Source organism: Ramlibacter sp. (assembly GCF_035655895.1).
Lineage (GTDB): Bacteria > Pseudomonadota > Gammaproteobacteria > Burkholderiales > Burkholderiaceae_C > Ramlibacter.
Genome location: NZ_DASRTN010000002.1, coordinates 37,352 through 59,655 on the forward strand (window position 1 = coordinate 37,352; position 22,304 = coordinate 59,655).

The 22,304-nt window shown below is 70.9% G+C and carries 22 protein-coding genes; 14 read left to right on the forward strand and 8 right to left on the reverse strand.

All coding sequences use genetic code 11. The features are described 5' to 3' along the window. Nucleotides 1–61: 61 nt before the first annotated feature. The 3 genes from mreD to VFE82_RS00230 all read right to left on the reverse strand — a co-directional run bounded on the left by mreD (nucleotide 62) and on the right by VFE82_RS00230 (nucleotide 2,655). On the reverse strand, nucleotides 62–580 hold the full coding sequence (mreD, locus tag VFE82_RS00220) for a rod shape-determining protein MreD (protein ID WP_324998215.1): 519 nt from the start codon (nucleotides 578–580) through the stop codon (nucleotides 62–64). Nucleotides 581–650: 70 nt separating this feature from the next. Further along, nucleotides 651–1,577, reverse strand: a complete 927-nt coding sequence (mreC, locus tag VFE82_RS00225) for a rod shape-determining protein MreC (RefSeq protein ID WP_324998216.1) — start codon at nucleotides 1,575–1,577, stop codon at nucleotides 651–653. Nucleotides 1,578–1,611: 34 nt separating this feature from the next. Then, on the reverse strand, nucleotides 1,612–2,655 hold the full coding sequence (locus VFE82_RS00230; protein ID WP_055893880.1) for a rod shape-determining protein: 1,044 nt from the start codon (nucleotides 2,653–2,655) through the stop codon (nucleotides 1,612–1,614). Between the two features lie 146 nt (nucleotides 2,656–2,801). On the opposite strand from VFE82_RS00230, the gene gatC reads away from it, so the two are divergent. From gatC to gatB, 3 genes are read left to right on the forward strand one after another with little or no spacing between them, the layout of a single operon-like run. Beyond that, nucleotides 2,802–3,101 carry an Asp-tRNA(Asn)/Glu-tRNA(Gln) amidotransferase subunit GatC gene (gene gatC / locus VFE82_RS00235; protein ID WP_324998217.1) on the forward strand — a complete coding sequence of 100 codons (300 nt, stop codon included), beginning with the start codon at nucleotides 2,802–2,804 and terminating at the stop codon, nucleotides 3,099–3,101. After that, nucleotides 3,098–4,561, forward strand: coding sequence for an Asp-tRNA(Asn)/Glu-tRNA(Gln) amidotransferase subunit GatA (gene gatA / locus VFE82_RS00240; protein ID WP_324998218.1), 1,464 nt, complete (start codon nucleotides 3,098–3,100; stop codon nucleotides 4,559–4,561). Before gatC ends, gatA begins: the two co-directional genes overlap by 4 nt. A gap of 1 nt (nucleotide 4,562) precedes the next feature. Next, nucleotides 4,563–6,011, forward strand: coding sequence for an Asp-tRNA(Asn)/Glu-tRNA(Gln) amidotransferase subunit GatB (gene gatB, locus VFE82_RS00245; RefSeq protein ID WP_324998219.1), 1,449 nt, complete (start codon nucleotides 4,563–4,565; stop codon nucleotides 6,009–6,011). A 39-nt stretch (nucleotides 6,012–6,050) separates the two neighbouring features. Here gatB and VFE82_RS00250 read toward each other — a convergent pair whose 3' ends face one another. Continuing rightward, the gene (locus VFE82_RS00250) at nucleotides 6,051–6,734 is read right to left on the reverse strand and encodes a DUF4124 domain-containing protein (protein WP_324998220.1); all 684 of its coding nucleotides are present in this window, start codon (nucleotides 6,732–6,734) and stop codon (nucleotides 6,051–6,053) included. A 13-nt stretch (nucleotides 6,735–6,747) separates the two neighbouring features. Continuing rightward, on the reverse strand, nucleotides 6,748–7,428 hold the full coding sequence (gene pyrE, locus VFE82_RS00255; protein ID WP_324998221.1) for an orotate phosphoribosyltransferase: 681 nt from the start codon (nucleotides 7,426–7,428) through the stop codon (nucleotides 6,748–6,750). 10 nt (nucleotides 7,429–7,438) lie between these two features. On the opposite strand from pyrE, the gene VFE82_RS00260 reads away from it, so the two are divergent. The 4 genes from VFE82_RS00260 to VFE82_RS00275 are packed head-to-tail and all read left to right on the forward strand — an operon-like array spanning nucleotide 7,439 to nucleotide 9,629. Continuing rightward, entirely contained in the window at nucleotides 7,439–8,236 is a 798-nt protein-coding gene (locus tag VFE82_RS00260; RefSeq protein ID WP_324998222.1) for an exodeoxyribonuclease III, read from the forward strand. Further along, a complete protein-coding gene (locus VFE82_RS00265; protein ID WP_324998223.1) occupies nucleotides 8,233–9,171 on the forward strand; it encodes a bestrophin family protein in 939 nt (312 codons plus the stop codon). The genes VFE82_RS00260 and VFE82_RS00265 overlap by 4 nt, the downstream gene beginning before the upstream one ends. 42 nt (nucleotides 9,172–9,213) lie before the next feature. Further along, nucleotides 9,214–9,435, forward strand: a complete 222-nt coding sequence (locus VFE82_RS00270) for a hypothetical protein (protein WP_324998224.1) — start codon at nucleotides 9,214–9,216, stop codon at nucleotides 9,433–9,435. Next, the gene (locus VFE82_RS00275; RefSeq protein ID WP_324998225.1) at nucleotides 9,432–9,629 is read left to right on the forward strand and encodes a hypothetical protein; all 198 of its coding nucleotides are present in this window, start codon (nucleotides 9,432–9,434) and stop codon (nucleotides 9,627–9,629) included. The genes VFE82_RS00270 and VFE82_RS00275 overlap by 4 nt, the downstream gene beginning before the upstream one ends. A gap of 79 nt (nucleotides 9,630–9,708) precedes the next feature. On the opposite strand, the gene VFE82_RS00280 is transcribed toward VFE82_RS00275, so the two are convergent. Then, nucleotides 9,709–10,023, reverse strand: coding sequence for a hypothetical protein (locus VFE82_RS00280; protein WP_324998226.1), 315 nt, complete (start codon nucleotides 10,021–10,023; stop codon nucleotides 9,709–9,711). Between the two features lie 143 nt (nucleotides 10,024–10,166). On the opposite strand from VFE82_RS00280, the gene VFE82_RS00285 reads away from it, so the two are divergent. From VFE82_RS00285 to VFE82_RS00300, 4 genes are read left to right on the forward strand one after another with little or no spacing between them, the layout of a single operon-like run. Next, nucleotides 10,167–12,383: a TonB-dependent receptor gene (locus tag VFE82_RS00285; protein WP_324998227.1), complete on the forward strand. Its 2,217-nt coding sequence runs from the start codon at nucleotides 10,167–10,169 to the stop codon at nucleotides 12,381–12,383. Nucleotides 12,384–12,402: 19 nt separating this feature from the next. After that, on the forward strand, nucleotides 12,403–13,551 hold the full coding sequence (locus tag VFE82_RS00290) for a PepSY-associated TM helix domain-containing protein (protein ID WP_414708704.1): 1,149 nt from the start codon (nucleotides 12,403–12,405) through the stop codon (nucleotides 13,549–13,551). Next, nucleotides 13,548–13,745 (forward strand): hypothetical protein, encoded by a 198-nt coding sequence (locus VFE82_RS00295; protein ID WP_324998228.1) that lies wholly within the window; start codon nucleotides 13,548–13,550, stop codon nucleotides 13,743–13,745. The genes VFE82_RS00290 and VFE82_RS00295 overlap by 4 nt, the downstream gene beginning before the upstream one ends. Further along, nucleotides 13,745–15,673, forward strand: coding sequence for a cytochrome c/FTR1 family iron permease (locus VFE82_RS00300; protein ID WP_324998229.1), 1,929 nt, complete (start codon nucleotides 13,745–13,747; stop codon nucleotides 15,671–15,673). Before VFE82_RS00295 ends, VFE82_RS00300 begins: the two co-directional genes overlap by 1 nt. Nucleotides 15,674–15,739: 66 nt before the next feature. Here the strand turns inward: VFE82_RS00300 and VFE82_RS00305 are convergent, their stop codons facing one another. Beyond that, nucleotides 15,740–16,162 (reverse strand): hypothetical protein, encoded by a 423-nt coding sequence (locus tag VFE82_RS00305; RefSeq protein WP_324998230.1) that lies wholly within the window; start codon nucleotides 16,160–16,162, stop codon nucleotides 15,740–15,742. Beyond that, a complete protein-coding gene (locus VFE82_RS00310; RefSeq protein WP_324998231.1) occupies nucleotides 16,162–18,276 on the reverse strand; it encodes an ATP-dependent helicase in 2,115 nt (704 codons plus the stop codon). Before VFE82_RS00310 ends, VFE82_RS00305 begins: the two co-directional genes overlap by 1 nt. A 120-nt stretch (nucleotides 18,277–18,396) precedes the next feature. Between VFE82_RS00310 and VFE82_RS00315 the strand changes: the two genes are divergently transcribed. The 3 genes from VFE82_RS00315 (at nucleotide 18,397) to VFE82_RS00325 (ending at nucleotide 22,303) form a co-directional block, all read left to right on the forward strand. After that, complete coding sequence (locus VFE82_RS00315; protein ID WP_324998232.1) at nucleotides 18,397–19,362, forward strand: AEC family transporter; 966 nt, start codon at nucleotides 18,397–18,399, stop codon at nucleotides 19,360–19,362. Nucleotides 19,363–19,503: 141 nt separating this feature from the next. After that, nucleotides 19,504–20,115 carry a biliverdin-producing heme oxygenase gene (locus tag VFE82_RS00320; RefSeq protein WP_324998233.1) on the forward strand — a complete coding sequence of 204 codons (612 nt, stop codon included), beginning with the start codon at nucleotides 19,504–19,506 and terminating at the stop codon, nucleotides 20,113–20,115. After that, nucleotides 20,096–22,303, forward strand: coding sequence for an ATP-binding protein (locus VFE82_RS00325; RefSeq protein ID WP_324998234.1), 2,208 nt, complete (start codon nucleotides 20,096–20,098; stop codon nucleotides 22,301–22,303). Before VFE82_RS00320 ends, VFE82_RS00325 begins: the two co-directional genes overlap by 20 nt. Nucleotide 22,304: the final 1 nt, after the last annotated feature.

Genomic DNA, 22,304 nt, shown 5'->3' on the forward strand with positions numbered 1-22,304 from the left:
GTGCGGGGGCGGAACGACGGGCCTGCGATCCTCGGCGCATGTCCCACATGCGGCCCGGCCCTTACAGGGGGCGATTCTCGTCCGGATCAGGTGCGCGGCGCTGCGGCGCGAGCAGGATCACGCTCGCAACCGGCCAGAGCAGGGATTCGATCACGGGCGCCAGCAGGATCCCGACACCCGGGAACGCGCCGCCGGCCAGCATCCGGATCGCCAGCTCGATCGCGTGGGCGGCCGCGAAGAGCGGCAGCACCTGCACCGCCTGCGACGGCACCGTGAACCAGAGCAGGCGACGGTGCATGGTGATCGCGAAGAAGCTCAGGGCGGTGTAGGCCAGCGCGTGCTGGCCGAGCAGCGAGGTCTGGTGCACGTCCATCGCGATCCCGAACAGGAACGCCGCGCCGATGCCTACGCGCAGCGGCTGGTGCACGTTCCAGAACACCAGCGCCAGCGCCAGCACGTCGGGCATCCACGAGGTGCGCCCGAGCGGCAGCATGTCCACCAGCAGGGCCACCACCAGCGTGAACCAGATGAACAGGGGGTTGGCCGGCAGCAGCAGCTGCTGGCCGGGTCGCATGATCATGGCGCGCAGACCCTGTCGGTTGCGGGCGCCGCGCCGGACACGGCGACCCTCGGATGCGGAAGGCGGCTGGTCACGGATGGCCCTTCTTGGGCACCTTGCCGCCCGCGGCGGGCGTGTCCACCGGCCGCGGCGGGATCTGGGCCGACACCGGCTTGAGCACCATCACGTGCTGGGCGCCGTCGACCAGCGCCTGCGGCAGGCAATAGATGCGGGCGAAGCCCGAGTCGGCTCGGCGCTCCACCTTGTCGACCTTGCCCACCGGCAGACCTGCGGGATAGACGCCGTCGACACCGCTGGTGGTGAGCAGGTCGCCCGGCTGCACGTCGGCATTGCCCGCCATGAAGCGCAGCTCCAGGGCCCCGGCGTGCGCGCCCGAGGGGTCGCCGAAGGCCACGCTGCGTGCGCCGGTGCGGGTGTTCATGACGGGGATCGATTGCTCGCGGTCGGTGATCAGCGTCACCTCGCTGATCAGCGGGTGCACCCGCGTGACCTGGCCGAGGACGCCCGATTCGTCGATCACGGGCGAGCCTTCCTGCACGCCCTGGGCCATGCCCTTGTCGATGATGACCTTGCGGGTGTAGGGATCGGCGGCGTCGTACAGCACCTCGGCCGCCTGGCCGGGCGCCGACAGGCGGTCGCGCAGCTCCAGCAGCTTGCGCAGGCGGGCGTTCTCCAGCGACAGCTGCTCCACCTGGTTGGCGCGCTGCGACTGCTGCGCGAGCTTGACGCGCGCGGCTGCCTCGATGGCCTGGGCCGAGCGCAGCGATTCGAAGTACTCGCCCGCGTTGCGCAGGGCCAGCACGGGCCGCAGCGCAAGCCACTGCACCGGGTACAGCACCGTGCCCACGGTGGCGCGCAGCGGCTGGGTGATCTTGAAGCGGGTGTCCGCCACCATCAGGAACAGCGCCAGCGCGCTGAAGACCATCAGCTTGGACAGCGCCGAAGGTCCCTGCTTGAAGAAGGGCGGCGGGGAGCGATCGAGGGTGCCGAGCGGCATGGGGGACGTCCCCCGGCGGGGGAGGAGGCCGGGATTATTCGCTGGTAAAGATGCTGCCCAGGCGCTCCATGCGCTCCAGGGCGATGCCGCAGCCGCGCACGACGCAGGTCAGCGGGTCTTCGGCGACCAGCACCGGCAGCCCGGTCTCTTCGGCCAGCAGGCGATCGAGGTCGCGCAGCAGGGCGCCACCGCCGGTGAGCATCATGCCGCGCTCGGCGATGTCGGCGCCCAGCTCGGGCGGCGTGCTCTCGAGCGCGTTCTTCACCGCCGAGACGATGTTGTTGAGCGGATCGGTGAGCGCTTCCAGGATCTCGTTGGAGGAGATGGTGAACGAGCGCGGCACGCCTTCGGAGAGGTTGCGGCCCTTGACCTCGATCTCCTTGACTTCGCTGCCCGGGAAGGCCGAGCCGATCGTCTTCTTGATGGCTTCGGCGGTGGGCTCGCCGATCAGCATGCCGTAGTTGCGGCGGATGTAGCTGATGATGGCTTCGTCGAACTTGTCGCCGCCCACGCGCACGCTGCCCTTGTAGACCATGCCGCCCAGCGAGATGACGCCCACCTCGGTGGTGCCGCCGCCGATGTCGACCACCATCGAGCCGGAGGCTTCCGACACCGGCAGGCCGGCGCCGATGGCCGCGGCCATCGGTTCCTCGATGAGGTAGACCTCGGAAGCGCCGGCACCCAGGGCCGATTCGCGGATGGCGCGACGCTCGACCTGGGTGGAGCCGCAGGGCACGCAGATGATGATGCGCGGGCTGGGCTTGAGCACCGAGCGCGGATGCACCATCTTGATGAACTGCTTGAGCATCTGCTCGGTGACGGTGAAGTCGGCGATCACGCCGTCCTTCATCGGGCGGATCGCCTCGATGTTCCCGGGCACCTTGCCCAGCATGGCCTTGGCTTCGTGGCCGACGGCCTGGATGGTCTTCTTCCCCTGCGGCCCGCCTTCGTGGCGGATGGCGACGACGGAAGGCTCATCCAGGACGATCCCCTTGTCCCGGACGAAGATGAGCGTGTTGGCGGTGCCCAGGTCAATGGCCAGGTCGGTCGACAAGTACCGCCGGAAAGCTCCGAACATTGGGGGGTTCCTCGTTTTTTTGTGAAATCGGCCCCTGCGGGGGCCGTGCACTGTAGGCGGGATAATACCCGAACCCCTGTGAATAACTCGCAACGCGACAGCAGCGTCTGTTGCGTTTACAACTCGTTTCCCTGCACCTTTTCACCATGGCCCTGACCGCCGACGACATCCGCCGCCTGCAGCACCTCGCGCGGCTGGAACTGCAACCGCACGAGAGCGAGCGCATGCTGACCCAGATCAACGGCTTCTTCGGCATCGTCGAGGCGATGCGGGCTGTGGATACCTCGGGCGTCGAACCGCTGGCCCATCCGGTGGCCGCGATCCAGGACGTCCAGTTGCGGCTGCGCGACGACATCGTCAGCGAATCCGATCAGCGCGAGGCCAACCAGCGCAGTGCACCCGCCGTCGAGCGCGGCCTGTTCCTGGTGCCCAGGGTGATCGAATGAGCGCGCTGCACGACCTGGCCGTGGCCGAACTGGCCCGCCGCCTGCGCACGCGCGACGTCTCCGCCGTCGAGGTGGCGCGCCACTTCCTGGCGCGTGGCCAGGCCTTCGACGCCCTGGGGGCCTACCTGGCGACCGACGAGGAGGTCACGCTGGGGCAGGCACGTGCCGCCGATGTCCGCCTGGCCGCCGGCGATCCCGCGCCGCTGCTGGGCGTGCCGGTCGCCCACAAGGACATCTTCGTCACGCGCGAGTTCCCGAGCACCGCCGGCTCGCGGATGCTGGCGGACTACCGCTCGCCGTTCGACGCGACCGTGGTGCGCCTGCTGGCGGAGGCCGGCGCCGTCTCGCTGGGCAAGCTCAACTGCGACGAGTTCGCGATGGGGTCGTCCAACGAGAACTCGGCCTTCCGGCCGGCCCGCAATCCGTGGGACACCAGCCGCATCCCCGGCGGCTCGTCCGGCGGCAGCGCGGTGGCCGTGGCGGCGCGACTGGCGCCCGCCGCCACCGGCACCGACACCGGCGGCTCGATCCGCCAGCCCGCCTCGTTCTGCGGCATCACCGGCATCAAGCCGACCTACGGCCGGGCCTCGCGCCACGGGATGATCGCATTCGCCTCCAGCCTGGACCAGGCAGGGCCGATGGCGCGCAGCGCCGAGGACTGCGCGCTCCTGCTGTCGGCCATGTGCGGCCCCGATCCCGATCGTGATTCGACGTCGCTGGACATGCCGGCCGAGGACTTCGGCCGACAGCTCGGCGATTCGCTGGATGGCCTGCGCATCGGCGTGCCGCGGGAGTTCTTCGGCCCCGGCCTGGCGGACGACGTGCGCGCCGCGATCGATGCGGCGCTCAAGCAGTACGAAAAGCTCGGCGCGACGCTGGTCGACATCTCGCTGCCGCGCACCGAGCTGTCGATCCCTGTCTACTACATCATCGCGCCCGCCGAGGCCTCGTCCAACCTGTCGCGGTTCGACGGCGTGAAGTTCGGGCACCGCGCCCGGCAGTACGACGACCTGGTCGACATGTACCGCAGGACGCGCGCTGAAGGCTTCGGCGACGAGGTCAAGCGCCGCATCATGATCGGCACCTACGTGCTCTCGCACGGCTACTACGACGCGTACTACCTGCAGGCCCAGAAGATCCGCCGCATGATCGCCGACGACTTCCAGCAGGCCTTCCGCGCCTGCGACCTGATCGCCGGACCGGCCGCGCCCTCGGTCGCGTGGAAGCTCGGCGCCAAGGCCGACGACCCCGTGGCCAACTACCTGGCCGACATCTTCACCCTGCCGGGATCGCTGGCGGGGCTGCCCGGCATGAGCCTGCCCTGCGGCTTCGGCGAGGCTGGCATGCCCGTGGGGCTGCAGCTGCTCGGCAACTACTTCCAGGAGGCGCGGCTGCTGAACGCGGCTCACCGGTTCCAGCAGGCGACCGACTTCCACCTGCGCAAGCCGGAGGGTGTCTGACATGGCCGCCAAACTGATCCAGGGCTACGAGGTCGTGATCGGCTTCGAGACCCACACGCAACTGGCCACCCGCTCGAAGATCTTCAGCCGCGCCGCGACCGCGTTCGGCGCCGAGCCGAACACGCAGGCCAGCGCGGTCGATCTCGCGCTGCCGGGCACGCTGCCGGTGATGAACCGGGGCGCGGTGGAATGCGCGATCAAGCTGGGGCTGGCCGTGGGCGCCACCATCGCCCCGCGCAGCATCTTCGCGCGCAAGAACTACTTCTACCCTGACCTGCCCAAGGGCTACCAGATCAGCCAGTACGAGATCCCCGTGGTGCAGGGCGGCACTGTGGAATTCTTCCTGGGCGACGAGAAGAGAACGGTGCGCCTGGTGCGTGCCCACCTCGAGGAGGACGCGGGCAAGTCCCTGCACGAGGACTTCGTGGGCCAGTCGGGCATCGACCTGAACCGCGCCGGCACGCCGCTGCTGGAGATCGTGACCGAGCCGGACATCCGCTCCAGCGAGGAAGCGGTCGCCTACGCCAAGGAACTGCACAAGATCGTCACCTGGATCGGCATCTGCGACGGCAACATGCAGGAAGGCAGCTTCCGCTGCGATGCCAACGTGTCGGTGCGCCGGCCGGGACAGCCCCTGGGCACCCGGCGCGAGATCAAGAACCTGAACAGCTTCAAGTTCATGCAGCAGGCGATCGATTTCGAGATCCGCTGGCAGATCGAGGAGCTCGAGGAGGGGCGTGCGATCCAGCAGGCCACCGTGCTGTTCGATCCCGACACCGGCGAGACCCGCGCGATGCGCACCAAGGAGGATGCGGCGGACTACCGCTACTTCCCCGACCCCGACCTGCCGCCGCTGGTGGTGGCACGCGCGTGGGTGGAGCAGGTTCGCGCCGGGATGGCCGAGCTGCCGCGCGCGATGGCGGCGCGTTTCGTCGCCGACTACGCCTTGCCGGAGTACGACGCCACCACGCTGACGCAGAGCCCCGCGATGGCGGCCTACTTCGAGGCCGCGGCGAAGGCGTGCGGCCAGCCCAAGCTGGCCAGCAACTGGATCATGGGCGAGGTGTCGCGGCGCCTGAATGCGCAGGAGATCGGCATCGAGCAGGCCCCGGTGAAGGCGGCGTCGCTCGCGGCGCTGATCGGCCGCATCGCCGACGGCACGATCTCCAACAACGCCGCTCGCCAGGTGTTCGAGGCCTTGTGGACCGGCGAGGGCGCCGACGTCGACGCGCTGATCGAGGCCAAGGGCCTCAAGCAGATGAGCGACACCGGCGAGCTGGAGAAGATCCTCGACGACATCCTGGCCGCGAACCCCGACAACGTCGCCCAGTTCAAGGCCGGCAAGGACAAGGCGTTCAACGCGCTGGTCGGCCAGGCGATGAAGGCCACCAAGGGCAAGGCCAACCCGGCGCAGGTCAACGAGCTGCTGCGCCGCAAGCTCGGCGCCTGAGCGTGCCGCTGCCGGCAGGGGCCGGCGGGGCCGGCGCGGCTAGCGGGAGGCCCGGGCCGGCGCCGTGGCCGGTGCGGCGGTGGACGCCGGCGTGCTGCCGGCGACGCCGCCGGACGCCTGCCGCCACAGCGGACGCAAACGCACGATCTCCTCGTCGAAGCGCGCCGTGATGCGCTGGCGCTCCTCGGCCTGGCTGGCCAGGAACCGCTGCTGCGCACCCTGGTCCGCCTCGTTGCCCTCGACGGCCCGGCGCGCGCGGGGGCCGCGGATCGGGTCGTTGCCGGCCGACGTCAACTCGGCGTCCAGACGCGTGCGTTCCTGCTTCAGTTCCGCCATGCGCTTGTCGGCGCTGGCGATCACCACGTCGACCCGGGACAGTGCCGCCTGGCGCTCCTGCTGGTGGCTCGCTTCGGTGGGATAGCGGTTGAGCAGCGCGCGGTCGCGGCGCTTCTCCTCCGCCGCGCGCAGCCGCTCCTCCTCGGCCTTGCGCGCCAGCGCCTCCTGCGCGGCGCGTTCCTCGGCGGTCAGCGACGGGCCGATGCTGCGCCGGCGTCCCGAGCTGCCGATCTCGTGCTGTTCGCGGTCGATGCAGTCGAGGATCGGCCGGTCGGCGGTGAGCCGGCGGCCCTTGGCGTCCACGCAGGTGTAGATGCCCTGCGCGGCCGCGGGCGCAGCGGCACCGGCGGCCAGCAATCCGGCCAGCAGGGTCGCGATGGTTCGCAAGAAGCTCCCTCCGTCAGTCCACCCCGTACCGGTCGCGGTAGGCGAGGACCCGGGCGTGGTGCGCACCCAGCTCGTCGCCGGCATGCTGCTGCAGATACTGGAGCAGATCCGCCAGGCGGGCAATGGCGCAGACCTGCAGGCCGAGCTGGCGTTGCACGTATTGGACGGCACTGTGATCGACGTCGCGGCCGTCCTCGGTCGCCTTTTCCTGGCGGTCCAGGGCGATCGCCACGGCGTGCGGCACCGCGCCGGCGGCGCGGATCAGGGCAATGGACTCGCGCGCCGCGGTGCCGGCCGACATCACGTCGTCGACGATCAGCACCCGCCCGCGCACCGGGGCTCCGACGAGGGTGCCGCCTTCGCCGTGGTCCTTGGCTTCCTTGCGGTTGTAGGCGTAGGGCACGTTGCGGCCCTCGCGCGCCAGTTCCACCGCGACGGCCGCGGCCAGCGGAATGCCCTTGTAGGCCGGGCCGAACAGCATGTCGAACTCGACGCCCGATGCCAGCAGGCGGCGTGCATAGAATTGCGCGAGCCGGCCGAGCTTGGCACCGTCGTCGAACAGCCCGGCATTGAAGAAGTAGGGCGAGAGGCGGCCTGCCTTGGTCCTGAATTCACCGAAGCGCAGCACGCCGGATTCCACCGCGAACTGCACGAAGTCCTGTGCCAGGGCATCCTGGCCGGGCGCTGCCACCATGGGAAATTCCTTGTTCAAACTGACCAGCCTCAACCTCAATGGCATCCGCTCGGCGGCCAGCAAGGGCCTGGAGGCATGGCTCGCGAAGACGAGCCCGGATTGTATTTGCGTGCAGGAAGTCAAGGCCCAGGCCGACGACGTGCGCGGCCGCTTCGAGGAACTGGCGGGGCTCAAGGGCCACTTCCACTTCGCCCAGAAGAAGGGCTACTCGGGCGTCGCCGCCTACAGCCGGCGCGAGCCGAGCGACGTGGTGACGGGTTTCGGCTCCACCGAGTTCGACGCCGAAGGCCGGTACGTCGAGCTGCGCTTCGACACGCCGCAGCGCCGGTTCTCCGTGATCAGCGCGTACTTCCCGAGCGGCTCCTCCGGCGAGGAGCGCCAGCAGGCCAAGTTCCGCTTCCTGGCCGAGTTCGAGCCGCACCTGGCGCGGCTGAAGGGAGAGCGCGAGTTCGTGCTGTGCGGCGACGTGAACATCGCGCACAAGGAGCAGGACCTGAAGAACTGGCGCAGCAACCAGAAGAACAGCGGCTTCCTGCCCGAGGAGCGCGCGTGGATGACGCGCCTGCTGTCCGGGCACGGCATCGTCGACGTCTACCGTCACCTGCAGCCCGATGCCACCGACACCAGCTACACCTGGTGGAGCAACCGCGGCCAGGCCTATGCGAACAACGTGGGCTGGCGCCTGGACTACCACCTGGCGACGCCGGCGATCGGGCAGCTTGCGCGACGCGAGTCGATCTACAGGCAGGAGAAGTTCTCCGACCACGCGCCCATCACGGTGGACTACGAGCTGGGCGGCCTGTCTTGATCGTCCGCGATCGCCCCCATGGCGCCCAGCTGCTGTACATCGTGCGCGGCTCGGTGCTGCCGCACATCGCCTGGGAACTCGCCACCTGCACCGCCGTCGCGCTGCTCGTCACGCTGACGCACGGCTTCGTCTACGAGTGGAAGATCACGCTGACCACGGTGCCGTTCTCGCTGATCGGGCTGGCACTGGCGATCTTCCTGGGCTTTCGCAACAACGCCGCCTACGACCGCTACTGGGAAGGCCGCAAGCTGTGGGCCGAGCTCGTGGCCCGCTCCCGCACCTTCGCCCGCCAGGTCCAGACGCTGGCGCACTTCGAGGCGCCGGCGGGCCCGGCCGACCGCGACGATCCGCGCCATGGGCTGGTCATGCGCACCATCGCCTTCGCGTCGGCACTGCGTCACCAGTTGCGCCGCACCGATCCGCTGCCCGACGTGCGTCGGCTGCTCGCGCCGGCCGACGTGGCGGGTTTCGCGGCCGCCCGCAGCGGGACCGACTTCCTGCTGCGGCGCAATGGCGAGGCCCTGGGCGCACTGCTGCGCGAGCGGCGCCTGGACGCACCGGTCGTCGCCGACATGGACCAGTCGCTTTCGGCGCTGACCGCGGTGGCGGCCGGTTGCGAACGCATCCAGAACACGCCGCTGCCGTTTCCGTACACCCTGCTGCTGCACCGCACGGCGTGGCTCTACTGCTTCCTGCTGCCGTTCGGGCTGGTCGACACGGTGGGGTTCATGACGCCGTTCGTGGTGGCCATCGTGGCGTACACCTTCTTCGGGCTGGACGCGCTGGGCGACGAGATCGAGGAGCCGTTCGGCCTGGCCGAGAACCACCTGCCGCTGGACGCGCTGTGCCGCGAGGTCGAGATCCACCTGCTGGAGGCGCTGGGCGAACGTGATCTGCCGCCGCCGCTGACGCCGCAGGGCTGGCAGCTGACCTGAACTGGCTTCGCACGCGACCGCCCAGCCCGTATCATCGACCCGATGACCGCCCTCGACCGTCCCCTGCCCACGCCCGTGGGCCCGCTGCTGCCCGCCGGCCAGCGCTGGGGCAGGGGCGCGGCGTCGGTCACCCCCTACCTGCGCGACGCGCTCGCCATGCGGCCGTCGAACCCGGTCTTCACGCCCCGGCAGTTTGCGGAGCTTGTCTGGCCCAAGCCGCGCAACAGGTCCGCGATGCCGGCCACAGCCAGTCCCCAGCCATGAACGAGCACTTCGCCCGCACCCTGCCGTCGCCCGATCCGGAGGTCAAGCCGCCGGAATACCGGGTGCCGCGCGGACGCAGTGGCGTCGGGGCGCTGTCCGCGCTCGACCAGCTGCTCAAGGACGCCGAGCGGATCCGCCGTGCCAAGGAGTACTACGGCGACTGGTCCCCGGCACGCATCCAGCTGCTGGGGTAGGGCGAACGCCGGCGCCGCGCGCGGGCAGGCGCCCGCGCGGCGCCGCACCACCGTCCATCCGACCGGGCGCCGCCCGTCCTCACTGCATCGCCTGGGGCGGCGTGTGCCACAAGATGGGGTCGCCCGGGGCCGGTGCCGCCGAGCCGCCGTCCAGGGCGCACCACTGCTGCTGGAGGTGCGACGCCACGGCGCGGAACTGCCTGGACAGCTGCGCATGCTGCTCCAGCTCGGTCAGGTTGCAGATCACCTTCTGGCGCAGGGCCCGCCGGTGCTGGTCACAGCAGCCCTGGGCCAGTGCAGTCATCAGCGCGAGGGTGCCGGCAAGCACCGCTTCGACGTGGCTGAGGAGGAATTCGGTGGTGGCGCTCTCGGGCGCGGGCGTGTGGTCTCGCAAGATCGGTCCTGTTCAGTCAACGAATATAAATGAGAATGATTCGTATATACTCCAGACGGCACGCCGAGCAAAGCGGTTTCGAGCCGGCGCGCACAAATGCCGCGACGAACGGCAATCCGTCGAACCAGGAACCCCGGAACAACATGACCAAGCTCACGCCCGTGGCGACAGCCGCCGCCGTTCTCGTCCTGCATGCCGTGGCGGCACAGGCGCAGCAGGCACCGGACGATGCGGCCGGGCCCCGCGGGGCGGCCACCCTGCCGTCGGTGACGGTCAACGCCAGTGCCGACGCATCGGCCCAGGGGCTGTCGCCGGCGTATCCCGGCGGGCAGGTCGCGCGCGGCGCGCGGGTCGGCCTGCTCGGCACCCGCGACACCATGGACACGCCGTTCTCGGTCACGAGCTACACCAACGAGCTGATCCAGGACCGCCAGGCGCGCAGCGTCGGCGACGTGCTCCAGAACGACCCCGGCGTGCGCGTTGCACGCGGCTTCGGCAATTTCCAGGAGTCGTACTTCATCCGCGGCTTCATCCTGAACTCGGACGACGTCGCCTACAACGGGCTGTACAGCCTGCTGCCGCGCCAGTACATCGCCACCGAGCTGTTCGAGCGGGTCGAGGTGCTGCGGGGCGCCTCGGCCTTCCTGAACGGCGCCAACCCGGGCGGCGGCGGACTCGGCGGCGCGATCAACCTGCTGCCCAAGCGGGCGCCCAACGAACCCCTGAACCGCGTGACCACCAGCGTGGGCAGCGGCGGCCAGACCAACGTGGCGGCCGACGTCGCGCGCCGCTTCGGTCCGGACAATGCCACCGGCATCCGCTTCAACGCCGCGGTCCGCAACGGCGGCACCGCCGTCGAGGACGAGAAGGCCGAGCTCGGCCTGGCCGCCGTGGGCGTCGACTGGCGCAGCCGCGACGTGCGCCTGTCCGGCGACCTCGGCTACCAGGACAACCGCCTGAAGCGCACCCGCACCAACGTCACGCTCGGCGCCGGCGCGACCGCCGTGCCTGCTCCACCGGACGCCTCGTCCAACCACGCCCAGCCCTGGACCTACTCGAACGAGCGCGACCTGTTCGGCACGCTGCGCGGCGAGTGGGACCTTTCCCCCGCCACCACCGCCTGGGCGGCGTACGGCGGACGCCGCAGCTCCGAGTCGAACTCGCTGGCCAACCTCACCGTCAACAACGCCGCGACCGGCGAGGGCACCGCCTCCCGCTTCGACAACACGCGCGAGGACAAGGTGGACACCGGGGAGCTGGGCCTGCGCGGCAAGCTGCGCACGGGCGGCGTCGGCCACGAATGGGTGCTGGCCGCCAACTGGTTCCGGCAGGACCTGCGGACCGCGTTCGGCGCCGACTTCGCCACCGCGCTCCCGACCAACCTGTACCGCCCGACCTTCCATCCGCAGCCGGCGTTCAGCGCCGCTACCCTCTTCGGCGGCAACCTCGATGCGCCGGGCCGCACCGGGATGACCCGCCTGGCCAGCGTGGCGCTGGGCGACACCCTGTCCCTGGTCGACGACCGGCTGCTGCTCACGCTGGGCTTGCGGCACCAGCGGATGGAGATCGAGAGCTTCGCGGCCGCCACCGGTGCCAGCGTGAGCGACTACGAGGCCAGCCGCACCAGCCCCGCGGCCGGCCTGGTCTGGAAGGCCGGCAAGCAGCTGTCGCTCTATGCCAACTACATCGAGGGACTCACGCAGGGCCAGACCGCACCCGCGACGGTCGGTGCCGCGGCAGTGGCCAACGCCGGGCAAGCGCTGCCGCCCGACGTGACCAAGCAGAAGGAAGTCGGCGTGAAGTACGACGCTGGCCGCTTCGGTGGCGGCGCGGCCCTGTTCACGACGACCAGGCCGCGGGCCTTCGTCAATGCGGCCAATGTCTTCACGGCCGGCGGCGAGGATCGGCACGACGGGCTCGAGGTGAACGTGTTCGGCGTCCCCGCCCGGGGCCTGCGGATCCTGGGCGGCGCCACCTGGCTGAACGCCGAGCAGCGCAGCACCGGCTCGGCCGCCACCGACGGCAAGCAGGTGATCGGCGTGCCCAAGTTCCAGGCGACGCTCGGCGCGGAGTGGGACGTGCCCGGGGTGCAGGGCCTGGCGCTGGACGCGCGCGTGGTGCACACCGGCCATCGCTACGCCAACGCCGCCAACACGCTGGACGTGCCGGGGTGGAGCCGCCTGGACCTCGGCGCGCGCTACCTGACCGAAGTCGCCGGCAGGCTGGTCACGCTGCGCGGCCGCGTCGACAACGTGGCCGACCGCAACCACTGGGCGTCGGTCGGCGGCTTTCCCGGCGCCGGCTACCTGGTGGTCGGCGCCCCCCGCACCTACACCCTGAGCGCCAGCGTCGACTTCTGATGCCGCGAACCTGCACGCCATGCTGAGCGCCCGCGCCATCCGGATCTGGTCGGCGCTCCACACCTGGAGCAGCCTGGTGTGCACGGCGTTCATGCTGCTGCTGTGCCTGACCGGCCTGCCGCTGATCTTCCACCACGAGATCGGGCACCTGCTCGGCACCGAAGTCGAGGCGCCGGCGATGCCCGCGGGCACGCCGGCCGTCAGCCTCGACCGGGTGCTCGAGGTCGCCCGGGCGCAGTACCCGCAACGGATCGTGCAGTTCGCCTCGCAGGAGGAGGACAGCAGCGACGTCTGGTTCGTGACGATGACGCCGACCCCCGCGCCGACCGACGACTTCCAGCAGGTCGCGGTGGACGCCCGCACCGGCGCCGTGCTGCCGGCGCCGCCGCTGCACCAGGGCTTCATGTGGGTGATGGACAAGCTGCACGTGGACCTGTTCGCGGGTCAGCCCGGCAAGCTGTTCCTGGGTGTCATGGGCCTGCTGCTGCTGGTGTCGATCGTCTCCGGCGTCGTCCTCTACGCGCCGTTCATGCGCAAGCTCGCGTTCGGCGAGGTGCGGCACGACAAGTCCCGGCGCGTGCGCTGGCTGGACCTGCACAACCTGCTGGGCATCGTCACGCTGGCCTGGCTGCTGGTGGTCGGCGCCACCGGGGTGCTCAACACCTGGGCCGAGTTGCTGCAGCAGCGCTGGCAATCCACCGAACTGGCCGCCCTGCTCGGCGGCTACCGCGAGCAGCCGCTGATCGCCCAGGCGGACCGTGCGTCCGCGCAACGCGCGCTGGAGGCGGCCCTGGCGCACGCGCCGGGAACCCACGTGTCCTTCATCGCCTTCCCGGGCACCACGTTTTCCAGCCCGCGCCACCTGACGTTCTACCTGCGCGGCAACGACCCGCTGACCTCGCGACTGCCGCAGCCGGTGCTGGTCGACGCGGGCACCGCCCAGGTCACGGCCGCCGCGCGGCTCCCCTGGTACCTGATCGCGCTGCAGGTGTCGCGACCGCTGCATTTCGGCGACTACGGCGGGCTGCCGATGAAGATCCTGTGGGCCGCGCTCGACCTGGTCAGCATCGTCGTGCTCGGCTCGGGCCTGTACCTCTGGCTGGTGCGCAGGCGCGCGCCAGCGGGCCTGCCCGACGCCGGCGTGGCCACGCCCGGGAGCGCCGCGTGAGCCGCGCCGTCCTGCAGCTGTGGGGCTGGCCCCTGGCCATCTTCCTGGTGTCGGCCACGGGGCTGGCCAGTGCGCTGGTGGCCGACGGCTGGGGCGACGCGTGGTCCTGGTTCGCGCTGGCGGTGCCGGTGGCGGTCAGCGGATGGTGCGCCTGGCCCCGGCGCCCGAGACAACAATCGACAGAGAGACGGTGATGGTCCTTGCTCGCGCGCTGCTGCGCCTCGTGTTCGCATTCATCCTGGTCCTGGGGGCTGCGGGAGCGCAGGCGGCCGCCGGCGCGGACCAGCAGGCCCAGACCATCATCCACATGCTGGACTACATCGGTGTCGACTACCCCGACACCGTCCAGGACGGCAAGGTCCAGGACCAGGCCGAGTACCAGGAGCAGCGCGAGTTCGCGGCCCAGGCGCTCGCCCAGCTGGAGCAGCTGCCGGCGATCGCGGGCAAGGATGCCGTGCTGCAGAAGGCGCGGGCGCTGGTCGGCCGGATCGAGGCCAAGGCGCCCGGCGCCGAGGTGTCCACTGCCGCCCGCAGCCTGGGCGCCGAGCTGATCCAGCTGTACGGCGTCACCGTGGCGCCCAAGCAGGCACCGGACCTGGCCCGGGCGGCCACGCTGTTCGAGGCGCGCTGCGCCGCCTGCCACGGGGCGCAGGGCCGCGGCGACGGTCCGGCCGCCAGGGGCCTGGAGCCGGCGCCAAGCAACTTCCACGACGCGGCCCGGATGGACAAGCGCAGCCTCTACGGCCTGTACAACACGGTGACCCTCGGCGTGCGCGGCACCTCGATGCCGGCGTTCACCGAGCTGTCCGAGGCCGACCGGTGGGCGCTGGCCTTCCTGGTCGGCGGCTGGCGCAATCCGCCGGAACGCCGCGCCGAGGGCGAGGCGTTGTGGCGCCGGGGCGCCGGCAAGGGCGAGCTGGGCGACTTCCGGCGGCTCGTCACCGCGACGCCTGCCGCCCTGGCCGCGCCGGGGGCACCCGACCTGGGTGCGGTGCAGGCCTACCTGGTCGCCAACCCGGCGGCCGTCGCGGCGGCCGGCCCGGCGCCGCTGGCGGTCGCGCGAACCAACCTGAACGAGTCGCTCGCGGCCTACCGCGCCGGCAACCGGCCGGGTGCCCGCCAGCTCGCCATCAGCGCCTACCTCGAGGGGTTCGAGCTGGTCGAGGCCGCCCTGGACAACGTCGATCCCGGCCTGCGCCGGCGGATCGAGGAGGCCATGATGGCGATGCGGTCGGACATCGAGCAGGGCCGGCCCGTCGAGGCGCTGGTGACCCGGGTCCAGCAGGTCGAGGCCCTGCTGGCCGAGGCCGACCGCAAGCTGTCGGACGGCGAGATGTCGCCTGCCACGGCCTTCGTCAGTTCGCTGCTGATCCTGTTGCGCGAGGGGCTCGAGGCCATCCTGGTGCTGGCGGCCATCATCGCCTTCGTGCGCAAGACCGGCCGGCGCGACGCGCTGCCGTACATCCACGCGGGGTGGATCGCGGCGGTGCTGCTGGGCGTGGCCACCTGGTTCGTGGCCAGCCACCTGCTGTCGGTCTCGGGCGCGAGCCGCGAACTGACCGAGGGCTTCGCCGCGCTCCTGGCCGCCGCGATGCTGCTGTACGTGGGGCTGTGGCTGCACAACAAGTCGCATGCGCAGGCCTGGCAGACCTTCATCCGCGACAAGGTGACGGGGGCGCTCGCCAGGCGCACGCTGTGGGCGATGGCCGGCATCTCGTTCCTGGCGGTCTACCGCGAGCTGTTCGAGGTCATCCTCTTCTACGAGACCCTGCTTGCGCAGGCCGGCGAGGCGCGGCGGCCGCAGGTGCTCGGCGGCATCGGCGCGAGCGCGTTGCTGCTGGCCGTGCTGGGCGGCCTGATCCTGAAATACAGCGTGCGGCTGCCGATCGGCCTGTTCTTCTCCACCACGTCGTGGCTGCTGGTGGCGATGGCGGTGGTGTTCGTCGGCCATGGCATCGCGGCGTTGCAGGAAGCCGGGCTGCTCACCTCCACGCCGGTCGACTTCGTGGCGGTCCCGCTGCTCGGGGTGCATCCCAACTGGCAGGGGCTGGCCGCGCAGGCGGCCATGCTGGCGCTGACGCTGGCCGTGCTGCTCGCAGGGCGGCGCTCGGCGCGCGGCTGAGGCCGGCGCCGGTCTGGGCGCGCCGGGGGAACGGGGGGCGCCTGCAGGCGCGACGCCGCCCGGTGCCTAGCGGTCGACCTTGCGCAGCACGAACCCGCGCGCACGCGGGTCGTCGCGGGGCTGCCAGCTGCCGCGGATCTCGCGGCCGCACGAGCCCTCGACCAGCTCGCCCAGCCAGGTGGCGGCGATGCGCCGGCCATCCGCGGATTCCTCCAGCGTCAGCTCGCCGTCCTCGAGGTCGGCCGCCAGGCGCGAGCGCTCCCCGTTGCGGTTGACCTCGCCGGACAGGCTGCCGGGGTACTGCGGATGGGGCTCCAGCAGCAAGGTGGCGCCCTGCGGCAGGCCCTCGAACTGCGCCCGCCACAGGCCGACCAGCTGCCGTGCCTCCAGGGTGCGCGCTGCCGGGCAATCGGGCATCGGCTGGGCCTGCGCGGCCCCGGCCGCCCCAAGCAGCACCGCCACGACCCCCGCGGGCAGCAGGCGGTGCATCAGCCGGCGTTCCCGGCGGCCGCCGCCGCCGCGGCCGCACTGGCGGCGCTCTTCTTTGCGAACTCCGCGCGCAGGGCCTTGAGCTTCTCGCGCGGGTCCTCCTTGACCGTGGCCTTGTCCAGCGCCATCTCGGCGATGAAGCGGCTGGGCTGCGCGGCGACCACCTCGCGGCCCTTCTTGCGCCGCTTGGTCCAGCTCACCGCCAGGGAACGCTGCGCACGGGTGATGCCCACGTACATCAGCCGCCGCTCCTCCTGCAGGCGCTGCAGGATGCCTTCGCTCATCGGACCGTCGGCCCGGCCGGTCGGGTTCTCGTCGTCGCCCAGCTTGAACGGCAGCAGGCCCTCGACGCAGCCCACCAGCATCACGTGCGGCCACTCCAGGCCCTTGGCGGCGTGCAGCGTCGACAGCGTCACCACGTTCTGGTCCTTCTCGCGCTCGCTGATCGTGGACAGCAGGGCGATGGTCTGCGCCACCTCCAGCAGGTTCTTCTTCTCGCTGGCGATCGACACGCCGGCGGCGTCGTCGAGCGTTCCGCCGCAGCGCTGCGCCATCCAGTCGCAGAACTCCATCACGTTGGTCCAGCGCGCGGCGGCGACCTTCTCGCTCTCCTCGCTGTCGTACAGGTGCTTCTCGTAGCCGATGTCCTTGAGCCAGGCGAGCAGGAAGGCCCGCGCGTCCTCCGCGCCCAGCGTGTGGCGGGCGCGGAATTCCAGGTCGTTCAGGTAACGGCCGAATTCGTGCAGGCTGCCGACCGCGCGCGCGTTAAGCACCGAGCCGAGCGAGGACGAGAACAGCGCCGCGAACAGGCTCAGCTTGTACTTGCCGGCGAACTCGCCCAGCGTGCCCAGGGTCTGGTGGCCGATGCCACGCTTGGGCGTGGTCACCGCGCGCAGGAAGGCCGGATCGTCGTCGTTGTTCACCCACAGCCGCAGCCACGCGCACAGGTCGCGGATCTCGGCGCGGTCGAAGAAGCTCTGGCCGCCCGAGACCTTGTAGGGGATCTGCGCCTTGCGCAGCGCCTGCTCGAAGATGCGGGCCTGGTGGTTGGCCCGGTACAGGATGGCGAAGTCCTTCCACTCCTTGCCCGCGCCGCCGCTGGCGGTGGCCGCCGTCCCCGCACGGATCGACTGGATGCGGTGCACGGTACGTTCCGCCTCGTGCTCCTCGTTGTCGCAGTCGACCACGCGCACCGGCTCGCCCTCGCCCAGCTCCGAGAACAGCGTCTTGGGAAACAGCTTGGGGTTGGGCTGGATCACGTTGTTGGCCGCGCGCAGGATGGCGCTGGTGGAGCGGTAGTTCTGCTCCAGCTTGATCACCTTCAGGGCCGGCCAGTCCTGCGGCAGCCGCTTCAGGTTGTCCAGCGTGGCGCCGCGCCAGCCGTAGATCGACTGGTCGTCGTCGCCCACCGCGGTGAAGCGGCCCTTCTCGCCCACCAGCAGCTTGAGCAGCTCGTACTGGGTGGCGTTGGTGTCCTGGTACTCGTCGACCAGCACGTGGCCGAGCTGCCGCTGCCACTTCTCGCGCACTTCGGCGTGGTCGCGCAGCAGCTTCAGCGGCAGGCCGATCAGGTCGTCGAAGTCGACGCTCTGGTAGGCCGCGAGGCGCTCCTCGTAGCGCGCCATGATGCGCGCGATCACCTTCTCGTTGTCGTCCTTGGCCTCCCCCTCGGCCTGCGCTGCGGTCAGGCCCGTGTTCTTCCACAGGCTGATCGTCCATTGCCACTGGCGCGCGGTGGCCGCGTCGGTGGTGCCGCCCGCGTCCTTCAGGATCGAGGTGACGTCGTCGCTGTCCAGGATCGAGAACTGCGGCTTCAGGCCGAGCGCCTGGCCGTCCTGCCGCAGCAGCCGCACGCCCAGCGCGTGGAAGGTGCAGATGACCACGTCCTTGGCATCGCGGCCGATCAGCGACTTGGCGCGCTCGCGCATCTCGGTCGCGGCCTTGTTGGTGAAGGTGATCGCGAGGATGCGCCTGGCCTCGATGCCGCTCTGGATCAGGCGACCGATCTTGTGCGTGATCACGCGCGTCTTGCCCGATCCCGCGCCCGCCAGCACGAGGCAGGGGCCGTGCATGAAGTTCACAGCTTCCTGCTGCGCGAGATTGAGGCCGGACATCGGGGGAGGGGACTGCGGAGGGGGACGGCGGGAGGGACCGGAAGGCCGGCGAATGATACCGAGGGCCCTGCGTCAGCGCCGCGACAAGTGCCCCGCCACGTTGCACCGACAATACGGCGCGTGCTTGACATCCTGCAGGTCACGTTCCCGTTCTTCGCGCTGGTGCTGTGCGGGTACCTGGCCGCCCGCCGCCGCCTGCTGCCACTCGAGGCGATCGGCGGGCTGAACACCTTCGTGCTGTTCTTCGCGCTGCCCTGCATGCTGTACCGCTTTGGCGCCGGCACGCCGATCGCGCAGCTGTTCGACCCGGCCGCCCTGGTCGTCTACCTGCCGTGCGCGCTGCTGATGGTGGCCGGCACGGTGGCCTTCAGCCTGAACGCGCGCATCCGGTGGAACGACGCCGCCTTCGGCGCCCTGGTGGCGGCGTTCCCCAACACCGGCTTCATGGGCGTGCCGCTGCTGGTGGCGCTGCTCGGCGCACAGGCCGCCGGCCCGGCCATCCTCACCATCCTGATCGACCTGGTGATCACGAGTTCGCTGTGCATCGCCCTGTCGCGCCTGGACGCCGCAGGCCAGCATGGCGCGGCTGAAGCCGCACGCAAGGCGCTGCGCGGCGTCGCGGCCAACCCGATGCCGTGGGCGATCGGGCTGGGCGCGCTGTCCTCGGGGCTGGGGCTGGTGCCGCCCCGGCCGGTGGGCGCGTTCATCGGGCTGCTGGCCGATGCGGCCTCGCCGGTGGCGCTGTTCACCATCGGCGCGGTGCTCGCGCGGTCGCAGATGGTGGCGGCTGCGCAGGAGCAGGGGCCGATGCCGCTGGCCGATGTCGTGCCCGTCTCGGTCGCCAAGCTGGTGGTGCACCCGCTCCTGGTGCTGGGCGCCGGGCGGCTGGCCATGCTGGCGGGGCTGCCGCTGGACCGCTTCACCCTCACCGTGATGGTGCTGGTGGCGGCCCTGCCCAGCGCCAGCAACGTCGCCCTGCTGGCCGAGCGCTTCGGCGCGGACAACGGGCGCATTGCCCGCATCATTCTCCTGACGACCGCCGCAGCTTTCGTCACCTTCTCGGCTGCAGTGGCGATCCTGCGGTAAGCTGCCATCTTTGGTTTTCGCACGAGCGTTCCGGGTTCGCCAGACGACCCGACATCTTTGTCGGATCCGTCCTACGGCGCGATGGGTTTCCATCTGGCATGCTCGCCGCGGCCCGCCCCGCGGGCTTCATTGAGCAGTTGAATGGTTCTTCCAGAGTCCCTGGCGCCGGCGTCCTCGCGCGGCATGCTGGAGGTCCTGCGTCAGACGACAGCAGACCGCCACGCCCACATCGACAATCTCCTCGGACTGCGCAAGCCGTTCGGCCGCGCGCACTACGCGCGCACCCTCCAGGGCTTCGCCGCGTTCCTCACCGCCTGGGAGCCCGCGATGGCGGCCGTCCTGCCGCCCGACCTGCAGGCCTGGTTCGCGCAGGGGCGGCGGCTGGTGCTGCTCGAGGCCGACCTGCTGCACCTGGGCGTGGCCGCGCCCACGCTGCCGGTCAACCTGCCGGCCCTGGACAGCCGGGCGGCGGCACTGGGGTCGCTGTACGTGCTGGAGGGCTCCGCGCTGGGCGGCCAGTTCATCGCGGCGCAAGTCAGGCGCACGCTGGGGCTCAGCCCGGAGCGCGGCGCCGCGTACTTCCACGGCGCGGGTCCCGGCACCGCGGCGCGCTGGCGCGAGTTCCAGGTGCTGCTGGCCGCCGAACCAGCCGATGCGCTGACCGTCGACCAGGCCTCGCACGCCGCGGTCCGCACTTTCCAGGCCCTGATCGACATCTTCGAGATCCTGCTGCATGAACGCGCCGCTGCCTGACCTCGTCCTGTGCGCCGAAGAGCCGATCCGCGTGCCGGGGGCGATCCAGCCCCACGGCTGGATGGTCGTCCTGGACGGCGAAGGCTCGCTGGTGGGCTATAGCGCAAACTGGCGCGACGCCCAGCAGGCGCAGCAGGCGTTGGCACTCGTGCGCGAGGCCCTTGGAGGGCTGGATGACGGCGAAGCCCCTGCCCCGCTCGGTGTCGTCGAGGTCGATGGCCGGGCGCTCGACGTGCTGGCGCATCGCCGGGGCGGCCTGACGGTCGTCGAGTTCGAGCCGCGGTCGCCGCAGACCGGCACCCAGGCGCCGATCTATTCGCTGGCCCGGCACTTCCTGCCGCAGCTGCAGCGCGCCGACACCGTGGGCAAGCTCGCCCAGCTTGCGGCCGACGAGATCAAGCGGCTGACCGGTTTCGGCCGCACGCTGGTCTACCGGTTCGACGAGGAGGGCCACGGCGAGGTGCTCGCCGAGGCGATCGAGCCCGGCTACGACTCGTACCTCGGGCACCGCTTTCCGGCGGCCGACATCCCGCCGCAGGCGCGCGACCTCTATCGGCTCAACCAGATCCGCCTGATCCCGGATGCCCACTACACGGCCGTGCCGCTCTTGGGCGCCGCGCCCGGCTGGGACTCGCGCACGCTGGACATGTCGTTTGCAACGCTGCGCAGCGTCTCGCCGGTGCACCTGGAATACATGCGCAACATGCGCACCCTGGCGTCGATGTCGGTGTCCATCGTGCTGGGCGACCGGCTCTGGGGCCTGATCTCCTGCCACGACCACCAGCCCAGGCACCTGTCGTTCCAGACACGCGCGGCCTGCGAGCACCTGGGCCGGCTGCTGTCGCTGCAGATCGCCAGCCAGGAGGACAACGCGGACGTGGCGGCCCGGCTGGAGCTGCGGCACCTGACGCTGCAACTGGTGGCGCACCTGGCCGACAGCGACGCCACGCTGCAGCGGCTGGTCGGCGAGCCCGCACTGCTGCTGCGCATGGCGGGTGCGTCGGGCGCGGCAGTGGTCCTCAACGACCAGTGCTGGACCACCGGCGAGACGCCCGAGCCTGCGCAGGTGGCGGCGCTCGCCCAGTGGATCAACGCCAAGGGCGCGGAGACCTGGAGCACGGACCGCCTGCCCGAGGTCTATCCCCCGGGGCTGGACTTCGTCGCCCGCGCAGCCGGGGTGCTGGCCATCTCCATCTCGCAGGTGCACCAGCACCTGGTGCTGTGGTTCCGTCCCGAGCTGGTGCGCACCATCCGCTGGGCGGGCGATCCGCGCAAGGAAGTGCAGGTGACCGCCGGCCGCATCCATCCGCGCCAGAGCTTCGAGAGCTGGCAGGAGCAGGTGCGTGGCCGCAGCGAGGCCTGGAGCCCCGCCGAGGTGTCGGCGGCCGGCGAGCTGCGGCACGCCCTGATCGGCATCGTGTTGCGCCGCGCCGAGGAGATGAACGAGGTGGCCACCGAACTGGGGCGCGTCAACAAGGAGCTGGAAGCCTTCTCCTACACCGTGTCGCACGACCTGCGCGCGCCGATGCGGCACATCGCCGGCTACGTCGACCTGGTGCAGGACATGGAAGGCAAGCAGCTGTCCGAGCGCGCCATGCGCTACCTGTCGCACGTGAAGGAGGCCGCGGCGTATGCCGGCCACCTGGTGGATGCCCTGCTGGACTTCTCGCGCATGGGCCGCGCCGCGCTCAAGCGCTCGCAGGTGGACACGCGGGCGCTGGTCGACGAGCTGGTGGCCGAGTACAGCCGGCAGGAAGCAGGTCGGGTCATCGCCTGGGAGGTCGACCCCGGGCTGCCGGTGCTGACCGCCGATCCGTTCCTGCTGCAGGTGGCGCTGCGCAACCTGCTGAGCAACGCGGTGAAGTACACGCGCACGCGCAAGTCGCCGCAGGTGCGCATCCGGGCGATCCGCAACGCGGACGGCGAAGGCCTGGAGGTCGCCGACAACGGCGTGGGCTTCCAGCAGAAGTACGTGGGCAAGCTGTTCGGCGTGTTCCAGCGCCTGCACCAGGCCGAGGAATTCGAGGGCACGGGCATCGGCCTGGCCAGCGTGAGGAGGATCGTTGAGCGCCACGGCGGAACCGTGTGGGCGCACGGCGAACCGGACCAGGGAGCCGTGTTCGGGTTCTCCCTGCCGGGAGGGAAAGGGGATGCACAAGCCCCGAGACTGTCGAGAAAGAGGACGTGAC

What these genes read in the sequence shown, in the direction of transcription:
- mreD (WP_324998215.1), bottom strand. Translation starts at nt 580, where the DNA reads ATGATCATGCGACCCGGCCAGCAGCTGCTGCTGCCGGCCAACCCCCTG.
- mreC (WP_324998216.1), bottom strand. Translation starts at nt 1,577, where the DNA reads ATGCCGCTCGGCACCCTCGATCGCTCCCCGCCGCCCTTCTTCAAGCAG.
- VFE82_RS00230 (WP_055893880.1), bottom strand. Translation starts at nt 2,655, where the DNA reads ATGTTCGGAGCTTTCCGGCGGTACTTGTCGACCGACCTGGCCATTGAC.
- gatC (WP_324998217.1), top strand. Translation starts at nt 2,802, where the DNA reads ATGGCCCTGACCGCCGACGACATCCGCCGCCTGCAGCACCTCGCGCGG.
- gatA (WP_324998218.1), top strand. Translation starts at nt 3,098, where the DNA reads ATGAGCGCGCTGCACGACCTGGCCGTGGCCGAACTGGCCCGCCGCCTG.
- gatB (WP_324998219.1), top strand. Translation starts at nt 4,563, where the DNA reads ATGGCCGCCAAACTGATCCAGGGCTACGAGGTCGTGATCGGCTTCGAG.
- pyrE (WP_324998221.1), bottom strand. Translation starts at nt 7,428, where the DNA reads ATGGTGGCAGCGCCCGGCCAGGATGCCCTGGCACAGGACTTCGTGCAG.
- VFE82_RS00270 (WP_324998224.1), top strand. Translation starts at nt 9,214, where the DNA reads ATGACCGCCCTCGACCGTCCCCTGCCCACGCCCGTGGGCCCGCTGCTG.
- VFE82_RS00275 (WP_324998225.1), top strand. Translation starts at nt 9,432, where the DNA reads ATGAACGAGCACTTCGCCCGCACCCTGCCGTCGCCCGATCCGGAGGTC.
- VFE82_RS00285 (WP_324998227.1), top strand. Translation starts at nt 10,167, where the DNA reads ATGACCAAGCTCACGCCCGTGGCGACAGCCGCCGCCGTTCTCGTCCTG.
- VFE82_RS00290 (WP_414708704.1), top strand. Translation starts at nt 12,403, where the DNA reads ATGCTGAGCGCCCGCGCCATCCGGATCTGGTCGGCGCTCCACACCTGG.
- VFE82_RS00300 (WP_324998229.1), top strand. Translation starts at nt 13,745, where the DNA reads ATGGTCCTTGCTCGCGCGCTGCTGCGCCTCGTGTTCGCATTCATCCTG.
- VFE82_RS00305 (WP_324998230.1), bottom strand. Translation starts at nt 16,162, where the DNA reads ATGCACCGCCTGCTGCCCGCGGGGGTCGTGGCGGTGCTGCTTGGGGCG.
- VFE82_RS00310 (WP_324998231.1), bottom strand. Translation starts at nt 18,276, where the DNA reads ATGTCCGGCCTCAATCTCGCGCAGCAGGAAGCTGTGAACTTCATGCAC.
- VFE82_RS00320 (WP_324998233.1), top strand. Translation starts at nt 19,504, where the DNA reads ATGGTTCTTCCAGAGTCCCTGGCGCCGGCGTCCTCGCGCGGCATGCTG.
- VFE82_RS00325 (WP_324998234.1), top strand. Translation starts at nt 20,096, where the DNA reads ATGAACGCGCCGCTGCCTGACCTCGTCCTGTGCGCCGAAGAGCCGATC.